The sequence below is a fragment of the Mesorhizobium sp. M0139 genome, from assembly GCF_040322455.1.
In the GTDB taxonomy this organism is placed as follows: Bacteria; Pseudomonadota; Alphaproteobacteria; order Rhizobiales; family Rhizobiaceae; genus Mesorhizobium.
In genome coordinates, this window is record NZ_JAMYTN010000001.1 from 497,129 (window position 1) to 509,022 (window position 11,894).

11 protein-coding genes and 1 pseudogene are annotated in these 11,894 nt (G+C 63.6%); 10 read left to right on the forward strand and 2 right to left on the reverse strand.

The genetic code is table 11. The features are described 5' to 3' along the window. Nucleotides 1–20: 20 nt before the first annotated feature. Together NKJ58_RS02385 and NKJ58_RS02390 are read left to right on the forward strand one after the other, a co-directional pair. The gene (locus NKJ58_RS02385) at nt 21–776 is read left to right on the forward strand and encodes a COG4280 domain-containing protein (protein ID WP_023692903.1); all 756 of its coding nucleotides are present in this window, start codon (nt 21–23) and stop codon (nt 774–776) included. Further along, nucleotides 773–988, forward strand: a complete 216-nt coding sequence (locus NKJ58_RS02390) for a hypothetical protein (RefSeq protein ID WP_023672157.1) — start codon at nt 773–775, stop codon at nt 986–988. The genes NKJ58_RS02385 and NKJ58_RS02390 overlap by 4 nt, the downstream gene beginning before the upstream one ends. Here NKJ58_RS02390 and NKJ58_RS02395 read toward each other — a convergent pair. Next, nucleotides 982–1,614 (reverse strand): methyltransferase family protein, encoded by a 633-nt coding sequence (locus NKJ58_RS02395; RefSeq protein ID WP_023715721.1) that lies wholly within the window; start codon nt 1,612–1,614, stop codon nt 982–984. The two genes, NKJ58_RS02390 and NKJ58_RS02395, sit on opposite strands and share 7 nt — an antisense overlap. A gap of 56 nt (nt 1,615–1,670) precedes the next feature. Here NKJ58_RS02395 and NKJ58_RS02400 point away from each other — a divergent pair. From NKJ58_RS02400 to NKJ58_RS02410, 3 genes and pseudogenes are all read left to right on the forward strand, one after another. Beyond that, nucleotides 1,671–2,040, forward strand: a pseudogene (locus NKJ58_RS02400) (hypothetical protein); the annotation flags it as partial. 120 nt (nt 2,041–2,160) lie between these two features. Beyond that, the gene (locus NKJ58_RS02405) at nt 2,161–2,832 is read left to right on the forward strand and encodes a winged helix-turn-helix domain-containing protein (protein ID WP_352852752.1); all 672 of its coding nucleotides are present in this window, start codon (nt 2,161–2,163) and stop codon (nt 2,830–2,832) included. A gap of 56 nt (nt 2,833–2,888) precedes the next feature. Continuing rightward, nucleotides 2,889–4,277, forward strand: coding sequence for a HAMP domain-containing sensor histidine kinase (locus NKJ58_RS02410; RefSeq protein ID WP_023736720.1), 1,389 nt, complete (start codon nt 2,889–2,891; stop codon nt 4,275–4,277). 192 nt (nt 4,278–4,469) lie between these two features. Here the strand turns inward: NKJ58_RS02410 and NKJ58_RS02415 are convergent, their stop codons facing one another. Next, nucleotides 4,470–5,339, reverse strand: a complete 870-nt coding sequence (locus NKJ58_RS02415; RefSeq protein ID WP_023706782.1) for a helix-turn-helix domain-containing protein — start codon at nt 5,337–5,339, stop codon at nt 4,470–4,472. A 106-nt stretch (nt 5,340–5,445) separates the two neighbouring features. On the opposite strand from NKJ58_RS02415, the gene NKJ58_RS02420 reads away from it, so the two are divergent. The 5 genes from NKJ58_RS02420 (at nt 5,446) to NKJ58_RS02440 (ending at nt 11,779) form a co-directional block, all read left to right on the forward strand. Beyond that, entirely contained in the window at nt 5,446–6,714 is a 1,269-nt protein-coding gene (locus NKJ58_RS02420) for an ABC transporter substrate-binding protein (RefSeq protein WP_023698110.1), read from the forward strand. A 199-nt stretch (nt 6,715–6,913) separates the two neighbouring features. Then, nucleotides 6,914–7,774 carry a carbohydrate ABC transporter permease gene (locus NKJ58_RS02425; RefSeq protein WP_352852753.1) on the forward strand — a complete coding sequence of 287 codons (861 nt, stop codon included), beginning with the start codon at nt 6,914–6,916 and terminating at the stop codon, nt 7,772–7,774. A 13-nt stretch (nt 7,775–7,787) separates the two neighbouring features. Beyond that, nucleotides 7,788–8,624, forward strand: coding sequence for a carbohydrate ABC transporter permease (locus NKJ58_RS02430; protein WP_023742035.1), 837 nt, complete (start codon nt 7,788–7,790; stop codon nt 8,622–8,624). Nucleotides 8,625–8,636: 12 nt separating this feature from the next. Next, entirely contained in the window at nt 8,637–9,716 is a 1,080-nt protein-coding gene (locus NKJ58_RS02435; RefSeq protein WP_352519417.1) for an ABC transporter ATP-binding protein, read from the forward strand. Nucleotides 9,717–9,745: 29 nt separating this feature from the next. Further along, nucleotides 9,746–11,779 carry an aldo/keto reductase gene (locus NKJ58_RS02440; RefSeq protein WP_352519418.1) on the forward strand — a complete coding sequence of 678 codons (2,034 nt, stop codon included), beginning with the start codon at nt 9,746–9,748 and terminating at the stop codon, nt 11,777–11,779. Nucleotides 11,780–11,894 lie beyond the last annotated feature (115 nt).

Consider the following 11,894-nt stretch of genomic DNA (forward strand, 5'->3'; position numbering starts at 1 on the left):
CCCGCAGACAGGAAACCTTCATGAATGGCCTGACGCCCATACTTTCCACCGTGACCGCCTCGTTCCTTGCCTCCTTCGTCGAAGTGGTCGAGGCCTTCACCATCGTGCTGGCGGTAGGCGTCACCCGCAGCTGGCGGCCAGCGCTGACAGGCGCGGCGCTGGCGCTGGCGGTGCTGGCGGCTCTGGTGCTGGCCTTCGGACCGCTGCTGGCGCTGATTCCCATTGCGGTGCTGCAGTTCGTCGTCGGCGTGCTCCTAGTCCTGTTTGGCATGCGCTGGTTGAGAAAGGCCATTTTGCGCAGTGTCGGCGTCATCGCCCTGCATGACGAGGACGCGGCCTTTTCAAAGGAAACCGCCGCGTTGCAGCAGCAGGCCAATGACCGCCGCGCCGATTATCTGGCCGGGCTCGCGGCCTTCAAGGCGGTGCTGCTCGAAGGTGTCGAGGTGGTGTTCATCGTCATTGCCGTCGGCGCCGCGCATGCACAGACCTTCTATGCCAGCCTTGGCGCGTTGGCAGCCTTCGTCCTGGTAACGATCATCGGCCTTGCGGTGCACAGGCCGCTGGCGCGGGTGCCGGAAAACGCGCTCAAATTCGCCGTCGGCCTGATGTTGACAAGCTTCGGCATTTTCTGGACCGGCGAAGGCCTGGGCACCGACTGGCCGGGCGCCGATCTGGCGCTGCTGGCCATCTTCGCAATCATCGCCGTCGCGTGCTTCGCCATGGTGCGCTGGTTGCGCGCCAGCTACCCCAAGGCTGCACAAGGAGTTGCTCGATGAACGTCGTCCGCCTCATTCTAAAGGAGCTCGTCGGCATGTTCATCGACGACGGCAGCCTTGCGACGCTGGCGCTGCTGTTGATCGTAGCGATTGCCGCGGCAGTGAAGCTGCTGGCGTTGCCGCCGCTTGCCGGCGGCGTCCTGCTTCTGCCCGGCTGCCTCGTCATCCTGCTCTACAGCGTGCGCCGCGCGGCACGGCGCTCCGGTCAGTAGAGGGTGAAAAACACCGGCAGCATGCCGCTGATCCGCAACTGCTCAATCGTCTCGATGGCCGGGAACAGCGCCAGGAAATAGAGCCCGTCCGTGAATGTCCGCCGCAACGCCTTTGTCGAGAACCGGCGTTCGGCTTGATCGTGAAACAGCAGCGGGTTCGGCCAGAAAGGCGGCGTGCGTTCGGCATAGACGCTGTAGGCGGGGCCGAACTTTCCAAACAGGAACTCGGCTTCCTTGCGCACCGTCACCCGGAACACCAGGTAGCTCACCAGAGCCAGCGCCGCCGCCACCAGCACCGAGCCGTACATCAACCCGACGCCCGCCGCGCCGACCGTGGAAAAGAAGTAGAGCGGGTTCCGGCTCATCGAGAACGGGCCGATGGTGACCAGCTCGTCGTTCTTCCTTCCGCCGACATAGAGAATGCTCCACAGACGGCCAAGGAAGCAGACCAGCACGAAGCCGATGCCCAGCGCCTCAATGTATTCGTGCCCGTCCGAGCCTTCGACGAGAAAGGGCTTGGTGAACAGCAACAGCATGACGGCGAGGGCTGCCGCCACTTGTATGACGAGCAGGCGCTTGTGCTGGTCGAACGCCTTCGCTGCCGGCTTGGGGGGAGCGTAGCTCATCATAGTTCCTGCACCCCGGCAGGGCTCATAGCGCCGGTGTCTCGCCACCCACTAGCGAGACGGCGGCCGACTATCTGGCCGTCAATCTTGGCTTCGGACTGACCGTCACCTCGCTGATCATGACCGGCATCCTTGTCGTCGCGCTGGCGCTGCAATTCGCGCAGAAGCGTTATGTGCCATGCCTATTGGCTGGCGGTGGTGCTGATCAGCGTCGTCGGCACCTTGATCACCGACAATCTGGTCGACAATTTGGGCGTCCGTCTGCAAACCACCACGATTGCCTTGGGCGATGTCCATACTTGGGCAAAGCCGGTATTCATCGTTCTGATCTGCATTCATGCCGGTGCGGCACTCTTCCATCATTTTATTCTGAAAGACGCCGTGCTGCGCAGGATGCTTGTCCCTGCGCGCGATCCGGTCGGATGACACTTATGGACATGTGCAACGACCACGAGCGACCAGGCGCCGGCGGATATTCTAGGAACGGACCGCCGCCGGTGCTAGCATGCCGCTCTGGCAAAGCCTCGGCAACAGACCGGAACAGAGATGCGACTTCTCCTTGTTGAGGATGACCCCAGGACCGCAGACTATGTCGTCAAGGGCCTGAGCGAAGCCGGGCATGTCTGCGATCTGCTGCGCGACGGGCATGACGCGCTGTTTGCCGCGACAAGCGACGCCTATGACGTGATCGTCGTCGACCGCATGCTGCCCGGCCTCGACGGCCTGTCGATGATCAAGGCGGTGCGGGCGGCGGGCGTGCGCACGCCGGCGATCTTTCTGACCTCGGTCGGCGGCGTCGACGACAGGGTTGAAGGGCTCGAGGCCGGCGGCGACGACTATCTCGTCAAGCCATTCGCCTTTTCCGAACTGCTCGCCCGCATCAACGCGCTCGGCCGTCGCCCTGCGGTGCAGGAGCTGAAGACGACGCTGCGCATCGCAGACCTCGAAATGGACCTGATCCAGCGCCGCGTCACCAGGCAGGGCCAGGCGATCGACCTGCAGCCGCGCGAATTCAGCCTGCTCGAAGTGCTGATGCGCGGCGAGGGCCGCGTCATCACCCGCACCATGCTTCTGGAACGGGTCTGGGATTTTCACTTCGACCCCAAGACCAGCGTCGTCGAAACCCATATCAGCCGGCTGCGCGCCAAGATCGACAGGCCGTTCGAAACCGCGTTGATCCACACCGTGCGCAACACTGGCTACAGTGTTCACGACTGAGGCGCGGCATGACAGAAACTTGCCATGACTGAAGCTTGCCATGACTGAAACGCACTATGACTGAGACAGGCTCTCGCCTGCTGCGCAGCACGCCGTTTCGGCTGGCCCTGACCTTCGCCTTGCTGTTCGTGCTCGCCTTCATCCTGTCAGGCGCCATCGTCTACCAGCTGATGAGCGCGGATCTTGCCGAGCAGCTCGACCAGTCGGTCAAGGAGACCTATTCGGTCGTGGCGGTGACCTATGCCGGAAACGACCGGGAGGATCTGGTTTCGGCAGTCGACAGCCACGCCGCGCTCAGCCCGAGCAAGGAACAGCTGTTCTCGCTCACCGATCCCGCCGGCAATCGCCTGGCCGGGAATTTCACCGCCGCCGACCTTCCCGATGGCTTTTCGGATTTTGCCGCTTCCCTGCCAGGCGTTGCGCCGGACACTATGTACCGCGCCTGGACCGGTTCGGTCGGGCCCAACAGCCTGACAATCGCCTTCTCGCTCTCCGAAACCGAGGAGCTGGAACGCATCGTTTTGATGAGCTTCGGCTGGGCCACCCTGATCATTTCAGGGCTGGCGGTGGCTGGCGGCGCCTTGCTGGCGTCGCGTGTGCAGCGTCGCCTCGACGGCATTGCCACCACCATGGACGATGTCTCCAACGGCCGGCTCGACGCCCGCATTCCACTGCTCGGCAATGGCGACGACATTGACGGCGTCTCGCGCCAGGTCAACGCCGCGCTGGAGCGGCTGGCGGCGCTGGTGGACGGCATGCGCCAGGTCAGCGCCGACATCGCGCATGATCTGAAGACGCCGCTCAACCGGCTGCAGATGATTTTGGAAGCTGCGGCCGACAGAACCGCGCGGGGTGAGGCCGTTGCCGATGAGCTGGCGGAGGCACGTGGGGAAAGCCTGCAGATCAACGATACTTTCGATGCGCTGTTGCGTATTGCCCAGATCGAGGCCGGCGCTCGCAAGGCGCGCTTTGTCGATCTCGACCTCACCGGCGTCATCGATGCCATTGCCGAAATCTACGCCGGTGTCGCCGAGGATGACGGCAAGTCGCTGTCGGCCACGATCGTCCACGGCACCCCATGCCTGGTCCACGGCGACCGCGACCTGCTGACGCAATTGTTTGCCAATCTGGTTGAGAACGCGCTGCGGCATTGCCCCGATGGCACGGCAATCCTTCTATCGGTGCGGCGGCAAGGCGACCGCATTCTGGCTGAGGTCGCCGACAATGGCCCCGGCATCCCGGCGCAGGAGCGCGAAAAAGTGTTCCAGCGGCTCTACCGGCTGGACTCCAGCCGCACCACGCCCGGCAGCGGCCTGGGCCTCAGCCTTGTGCGGGCCATCGCCGACCTGCATGGTGCAACGATTGCGCTGGAGGATCGCCGGCCTGGGCTGGCGGTAATTGTCGGGTTTCCTCGGGCGGAGGGCACCGGTCCCGGCTTGAAATGACAACGCCAGAGCCAGGTCGACCCCACTCCGTCGAGCGAAGCAGCGACGGAGTGGGGGAAGGCGCTCATGAAACGCCAAGTCGCTGACAACTTTCTCCAAGTTGATGATCGCATCCGACAAAGGCGGTCGCGATTAGCCTTGCACATGTTTCCACCCGGAACGGCTGCGGGTTGATCAAGATGACCGTTGAACCTATCGGCCCACCGCACCCCGGCGAAAATCCGAGGGCGACATCCCTGCCAGCTTGCGGAAGGATTTGTTGAAGGCGCTGAGCGAGCCAAAGCCTGAATCCATGGCGACGCGCAGCACATTGGCGTCTTCATGCATCAGCAGCGCCTGCGCGTAGCTCAGCCGCAGCAGATTCATATATTCGTTGAGCGTCATGCCGGTCGATTTCTTGAAAATGCTCATGGCGTATTTGGGGTGGATGTCGGCGGCAGCGGCAATGTCGACGCAGTCTATGTCGTAGAGGAAATTCTCGGCGATGAAGTCGCACATGCGCCCGACATTGCGCAGCGATTGCTGGTCGAACGGGCCGCCGGGTTCCTGGCCGATGGCGGTTTCCGGCACCAGCCGGTAGGGCTCGAAGCGCACCCGCTCCAACCGCAGCAGCAGCTCGTTCACGGCGTGCTCGGTTATCGCCGGATCGCCCGAGCGGAAATAGCGGTTCCAGCGTTCGAAATTGTGATGGTCGGCCTGGTCGGTCGCCGATGTCACCAGCGTGGCGCCGGTCATCAGCCGGTGGCGGACATCCGTCGGCAGGTGCAGGCGGAAGAAATGCACCAGCGGCAGATGCGCGCCGGCATAGATGGCGTCGTCGGAGAGATCGTCCATCTGGTGCGGCAGCCCGCCCCAGAACAGGCACATGTCGCCCGCCGTGAGCGCGATCTCGTGCTCGTTCATGCGGTAGTGCACGCTGCCGCGGACGATGAAATTGACCTCGACCTGGGCATGCCAGTGCGGCTTCAGCATCACCAGCGGATGGTTGTGAAACATCTGCAAAGCCATCGGCAGGCCTTCGACGCTGCTGGCGCCAGGCTGGTAAAACGGCCGTTCCGGCATCTTACTTTCCGCCCATCTTTTATTCCCGTTGTCAGGGACAAGCCTTCCGCGCCGCCTAGTCTAGCCATGCTCGCGAAGAGAGAGCAAATGAAATGGGAGGATTTCAATGCGCACGACACTGATCTGTGCCGCGCTGGCGCTTGGCCTGGGCTCAGCCCCGGCTTTGGCGCAGTCCGGCGAAATCACGATCTGGAGCTGGAATATCGCCGCTTCGTCGCTGAAGGCGACGGTGGCCGGCTTCAACAAGCAGCATCCCGACGTCAAGGTCACCGTTCAGGATCTCGGCAACCAGCCGACCTATGACAAGTCGATCGCCGGCTGCGCGGCCGGCGGCGTCGGCCTGCCCGATATCGTCTCGATCGAAAACGGCGAGGCCGAGAACTACTGGAGCCAGTTCCCCGATTGCTTCGTCGATTTGCACACGCTGGGCTACACCGCCGACGACCAGAAGAAATTCCCGGATTTCAAGCGCACCGAACTGGAGGTCGGCGACAAGGCCTATGCCATGCCGTGGGATTCCGGCCCGGTCGCCGCCTTCTACCGCCGCGACTTCTACGAGAAGGCCGGCGTCGATCCGGCCTCGATCAAGACCTGGGACGATTTCATCGCCGCCGGCAAGAAGGTCCAGGCCGCCAATCCCGGCGTCACCATGACCAATGCCGATTTCAACGGCGACACCGAATTCTTCCGCATGATTTCCAACGAACAGGGCTGCGGCTATTTCGCCGCCGATGGGCAGTCGATCACCGTCAACCAGCCGAAATGCGTCGACACGCTGGCCAAGATCAAGGACATGAAGGACGCCGGCATCATCTCGTCGGCCGACTGGGGCACCAAGATCACCAACAACACCGCCGGCACCGTCGCCACCCAGGTCTATGGCGGCTGGTATGAGGGCACCATCCGCACCGAATCCGCCGGCGAAAACGGCAAATGGGGTGTCTACCTAATGCCGAGCCTGACCGCCGACGGCCCGCGCGCGGCCAATCTCGGCGGCTCGTCGCTCGCCATCACCTCAGCCTCGAAGAACAAGGAGGCCGCCTACGCCTATCTGAAATACACGCTCGAGACCAATGAAGGCCAGATCACCATGCTCAGGGATTTCGGCCTGGTGCCGTCACTGATCTCGGCCCTCGACGACCCCTACGTCTCGCAGGGCCTGCCCTATTGGGGCGGCCAGGCAGTGTGGAAGGACATTCTCGCCACGCTGCCCAAGGTGGTGCCGAGCCGCGGCACGCCGTTCCAGAGCGACGCCGAAATCATCATGCGCGCCGTGCAGACCAAATATCTCGGCGGCGGCTATCCCGATGCCAAGGCCGCCCTCGACGACGCCGCCAGCCAGATCGCTTCGGCGACGGGACTGCCGATCAAGTGACCAAGGCGGTGATGCTGGCGGGCCAGATATAGGGCAATTTGCCGGACCGTTGGCGCTGCCCCTCACCTGCCTGGCATCCTCTCCCCGTATAGTGGCGGGGAAAGGGACGCTCTCGCCCAACAGATCGCCAATTGCCGGCGGCGTCCGCCGGCTAACAACACGCCGGATATCAGCCGGGAAAGAGGAAGGAGGAGGAACCATGCGCTACCAGAACGCCACGGCCTATCGCTTCCTCACGCCCTACCTCCTGATCTTCGCCATCTTCTGGGTGTGGCCGATCATCTCCTCGTTCATGATTTCCTTCCAGGCGACGCGCACGGTGCCCTGGCGCTTTGCGCCGACATTCAACTGGGGCCGCCTGATCGGCGACCCCGCTTTCTTCAACGCGCTGAAGAACACGCTGCTCATCCTCGTCATCCAGGTGCCGGTGATGATCTCGCTGGCGATCATCATGGCGGTGCTGCTGAACTCGCCGCTGCTGAAAGCACGTGGCCTCTACCGCTTCGCCTTCTTCGCTCCGGTGGTGGTCGGCGAGGTCGCCTATTCCGCCGTGTTCCGGCTGATGTTCAATCTCGATTTCGGCATCATCAACAAGCTGCTCACCGGCATCGGCCTGGCCAAGATCGACTGGTTCTCCAACGTCACCCCGGCCATGGCGCTGATCATGATCGCGGTGACCTGGCGCTGGGCCGGCTACAACGCCATCATCCTGCTCGCCGGCCTGCAGTCGATCCCCGAGGATGTCTATGAAGCAGCGACGCTCGACCGCGTCAGCAAGCTCAAGCAGTTCTTCTACATAACGCTGCCGCTGCTCAAGCCGGTCATCGTGTTTTGCGCCGTGCTGTCGATCATCGGCACCATGCAGCTTTTCACCGAGCCGTTCCTGATCACCGAGCGCGGCGGTCCCGGCGGCGGCACCGAGACGCTCGGCCTGCTGCTCTACCGCCAGGGTTTTCGCTCGCTCAATTTCGGCTACGCCTCGGCCGTCGCCTACACCATGGCGGGGCTGGCCATCGCCATCACGCTGGTGCAGCTGTGGCTGACAAGAGAGCCGAAATGAGAGGGCAGCCGAAGTGAGTTCGCTCTCGCAACGCCGGCTCGGCCGCAGCGTCCTGCTGCATCTGGTCCTGACGCCGCTGGCGGTGATCTGGCTGTTTCCGCTATGGATGATGGTGGTGTTTTCGACCATGCCCGACAACGGCATTTTCAGCCCCGGCATCGAGCTTCTGCCGCACGGCAATTTCGTCGACAATTTCAACAACCTGCAGCGCGACACCAATTTCGTCGGCGCCATCGGCATTTCGGTGGCGGTGGCGGTGACCTACACCTTCTTCTCGGTGCTGCTGACCTCGATGGCCGGCTGGGCGCTCGCCCGCTATCAGTTCTTCGGCAAGGGCGCGGTGGTGGCGATCATCCTCGGCACCATCACGCTGCCCTATGCGGTGGTGCTGATCCCGCAATTCATCATGGTGGCGCGCGACTTCCAGCTCGCCAACACCTGGGTGGCGCTGATCGTGCCACCCTTGTTCAATTCGCTGGGCGTGCTGTTCATGCGCCAGGCTTTCTCGATGATGCCGGCCGACCTCTTCGACGCGGCACGTGTCGAAGGCGTCAAGGAATGGCGCATCTTCCTGTTCGTCGCTTTGCCGCTGGCGCGGCCGATGCTGGCGGCGCTCGCCATCATTCTGTTCCTCGCCTCGTGGAACAATTATCTCTGGCCGCTTTTGATCAACAGCCAGCCCGGCGCCATGACGGCCCCTGTGGCGCTCGGCACGCTGATCGGCCTGACCAAGGTCTCATGGGGCGGCATCATGGCCGGCGCCGTCATGCTGACCGTGCCGATGCTGGTCGTCTTCGTTCTGCTGCAGCGCCATTTCATCGCCGGCATAGCCGCCGGCGCCGTCAAGTAGGACTAGAGCGATATGGCGGCAGTCACCCTCACCAATGTCGTAAAACGCTTCGGCGTCTATGAGATCATCCATGGCGCCAACATCGATATCGCCGATGGCGAGTTCGTCGTCTTTGTCGGCCCGTCGGGTTGCGGAAAATCGACGCTGCTCAGGATGATCGCCGGGCTGGAGGATATCAGCGGCGGCGAGATCGCCATTGGCGGCAAGGTGATGAACGATGTCGAGCCGGCCGAGCGCGGCATCGCCATGGTGTTCCAGTCCTACGCGCTCTACCCGCACATGAGCGTGGAGCAGAATCTGAGCTTTGGCCTCAGGATGACCGGCAACCCCAAGGAGGACACCGAGCGGCGGGTGAAGCGGGCCTCCGAAATCCTGCGCATCACAGAGTTGATGGCGCGGCGGCCGAGGCAATTGTCCGGCGGCCAGCGCCAGCGCGTTGCCATCGGCCGCGCCATCGTGCGCGAACCGCAAGTCTTCCTGTTCGACGAGCCGTTGAGCAATCTCGACGCCGAGCTGCGCGTCCAGATGCGGGTCGAGATCTCGCGCCTGCACAAGGAGCTCGGTACGACGATGATCTATGTCACCCACGACCAGACCGAAGCGATGACGCTGGCCGACCGGATCGTCGTGCTGCGCGGTGGCCATGTCGAGCAGATCGGCCGGCCGCTCGATCTCTACCACAATCCCGACAACCAGTTCGTCGCCGGCTTTGTAGGCTCGCCGAAGATGAATTTCATCAAGGGCCGCGTCGTCGGGCGCAACATGAGCAGCGTCACCGTCGAGCTGGTGGGCGAGGAAAAGACCCGCATTATGCAACCGTTGACCGGCGCCGTGCCGCAAACAGGAGCCAAGGTCATTGTCGGCGTGCGGCCCGAACATTTCGGCAATGGCGGCGAAGGCGACGCCGACCTCACCGTCGGCATCGACGTGGTCGAGCATCTCGGCGGCACCAGCTTCATCTATGCCAGGACCGCCCATGGCGAAGACCTGGTGATCCAGCGCGACGCGGCAAAGGTCCCCGACACCCAGGAGATCACCGTGTCCATCCGCAAATCCTATCTGTTCGACGAAAACGGCCAGCGGCTGCGCTGAGCGCTTCCAGCCTTGCAAGGAGAATGACCATGACTGCAACCGCGCCCATCCGCTGGGGGATACTCGGGCCCGGCGACATCGCCAAAGCGTTCGCCCGCGGCGTGGCAGGCTCGCGCACCGGCACGATCGTGGCGCTCGGCGCCCGCAATCCCGGCAAGGCAGGCCTGGCCGAGACGTTTCCCGGCGCCCGCATCCTCGACGGTTACGACGCGCTGCTCGCTGACCCCGAGGTCGACGCCGTCTATATCGCCATCCCGCATCCCAGCCATGCCGAATGGGCAATCAAGGCGGCGGAAGCCGGCAAGCATGTGCTGTGCGAAAAGCCGCTGGCGCTGACCGCCTTCGAGGCCGACGCCATGATCCATGCCGCGCGCAAGGCCGGCACCTTCCTCGGCGAAGCGTTCATGTACCGGCTGCACCCGCAGACGGCGAAGCTGGTGGAACTCATCAAGTCGGGCGTCATCGGCGATGTCAGGCTGATGAAGTCGAGCTTCGGCTTCGCCATGCCGGGCTTCATGCCCGAGCACCGGCTCTACGCCAACGATCTCGCCGGCGGCGGCATCCTCGATGTCGGCGGCTATCCCGTCTCGATGGTGCGGCTGATTGCCGGGGCTGCGACTGGAAAACCCTTCGCCGAGCCGGACACGGTTGTCGGCACCGCCCATCTCGGCAAGTCCGGCGTCGACGAATGGGCCTCGGCGCTGCTGCATTTCCCCGGTGGCGTCGTCGCCGAGGTGTCCTGCAGCATCTCGCTGAAACAGGACAATGTCCTGCGCATCCTCGGCACCAAGGGCCGCATCGAGGTGCCGGATTTCTGGTTCGCCGGCGGCGGCAACCGCGATGGCGGCCCTGGCCGGATCGATGTAATTCTCGCCGACGACACGCGCGATACCATCAGCGTCAACGAAACCCGCCATCTCTATTCCTTCGAGGTCGACGCCGCCGGCGAGGCGATCCTGGCCGGCAAACAGGAGTTCGCCTGGCCGGGCATGAGCTGGGCCGACAGCCTCAGCACGCTGCGCGTCCTCGACCGATGGCGCGCCGCCGTCGGGCTCGAATATGAGATCGAAAAGCCGGCTAAGCGAACCAACACCATTTCGGGCCGGCCGCTGCGCACCGGCGGCACGGCCATTGGCAAGCGCAAGATTCCGGGCCTGTCGAAGCCGGCCTCCGTGGTGGCGCTCGGCTTCGAGGATTTCCGCACCTTCTCGTCGGGCGCAATCCTGCTCGACGCCTTCTTCGAGACCGGCGGCAATCTGTTCGATACCGGCTATGTCTACGGCGCCGGCTACACCGAAACGCTGCTTGGCCAGTGGCTCAGGAATCGCGGCGTGCGCGAGCAGTCGGTGATCATCGCCAAGGGCGCCCACTCGCCGCTCTGCTATCCCGATGTCATCGGCAAGCAGCTCGCCCAGTCGTTGGACCGGCTGCAGACCGACCATGTCGACCTCTATTTCATGCACCGCGACAACCCGGATGTGCCGGTCGGCGAATTCGTCGATGCGATGGACGCCGAGGTCAAGGCCGGCCGCATCCGTGGCCCGTTCGGCGGCTCGAACTGGACGATGGCGCGCATGGACGAGGCGATTGCCTATGCCGAGCGCACCGGCAAGCAGAAGCCCGGCGTGCTCTCCAACAATTTCTCGCTGGCCGAGATGCTGGAACCGATCTGGGCCGGCTGCATCACCTCGTCCACCGACGACTGGAAATCCTGGTTGACGAAAAGGCAGATGCCCAACTTCGCCTGGTCGAGCCAGGGCCGCGGCTTCTTCACCGACCGCGCCGGCCGCGACAAGCAGGACAATGAGGAGCTGGTGCGGGTCTGGTATTCCGAGAAAAATTTCGGCCGCCGCGACCGCGCCATCGAGCTGGCGCAGCGCCTGGGCAAAAGTCCGATCCACATCGCGCTCGCCTATGTGCTGGCGCAGCCTTTTCCGTCGGTGCCGTTGATCGGCCCGCGCACGCTGGACGAGTTGGAGGACAGTTTGAAGGCGCTGGATATCAAGCTGTCGGCGGAGGATGTGGCGTGGCTGGATAGCGGGCCGGAAAGGCGGCGGGCTTAGCAGCTAATCTCCCCCCTTGAGGGCATAGGCGCTAAGATAGCTTTGGCATGGACTGAAACTTGCGCTTTCGTGGTGGCTCACGCCAGCGATATCGCAAGGCATGGAGTTTTTGGCG

What these genes read in the sequence shown, in the direction of transcription:
- NKJ58_RS02420 (WP_023698110.1), top strand. Translation starts at nt 5,446, where the DNA reads ATGCGCACGACACTGATCTGTGCCGCGCTGGCGCTTGGCCTGGGCTCA.
- NKJ58_RS02395 (WP_023715721.1), bottom strand. Translation starts at nt 1,614, where the DNA reads ATGAGCTACGCTCCCCCCAAGCCGGCAGCGAAGGCGTTCGACCAGCAC.
- NKJ58_RS02405 (WP_352852752.1), top strand. Translation starts at nt 2,161, where the DNA reads ATGCGACTTCTCCTTGTTGAGGATGACCCCAGGACCGCAGACTATGTC.
- NKJ58_RS02435 (WP_352519417.1), top strand. Translation starts at nt 8,637, where the DNA reads ATGGCGGCAGTCACCCTCACCAATGTCGTAAAACGCTTCGGCGTCTAT.
- NKJ58_RS02415 (WP_023706782.1), bottom strand. Translation starts at nt 5,339, where the DNA reads ATGCCGGAACGGCCGTTTTACCAGCCTGGCGCCAGCAGCGTCGAAGGC.
- NKJ58_RS02410 (WP_023736720.1), top strand. Translation starts at nt 2,889, where the DNA reads ATGACTGAGACAGGCTCTCGCCTGCTGCGCAGCACGCCGTTTCGGCTG.
- NKJ58_RS02385 (WP_023692903.1), top strand. Translation starts at nt 21, where the DNA reads ATGAATGGCCTGACGCCCATACTTTCCACCGTGACCGCCTCGTTCCTT.
- NKJ58_RS02440 (WP_352519418.1), top strand. Translation starts at nt 9,746, where the DNA reads ATGACTGCAACCGCGCCCATCCGCTGGGGGATACTCGGGCCCGGCGAC.
- NKJ58_RS02390 (WP_023672157.1), top strand. Translation starts at nt 773, where the DNA reads ATGAACGTCGTCCGCCTCATTCTAAAGGAGCTCGTCGGCATGTTCATC.
- NKJ58_RS02425 (WP_352852753.1), top strand. Translation starts at nt 6,914, where the DNA reads ATGCGCTACCAGAACGCCACGGCCTATCGCTTCCTCACGCCCTACCTC.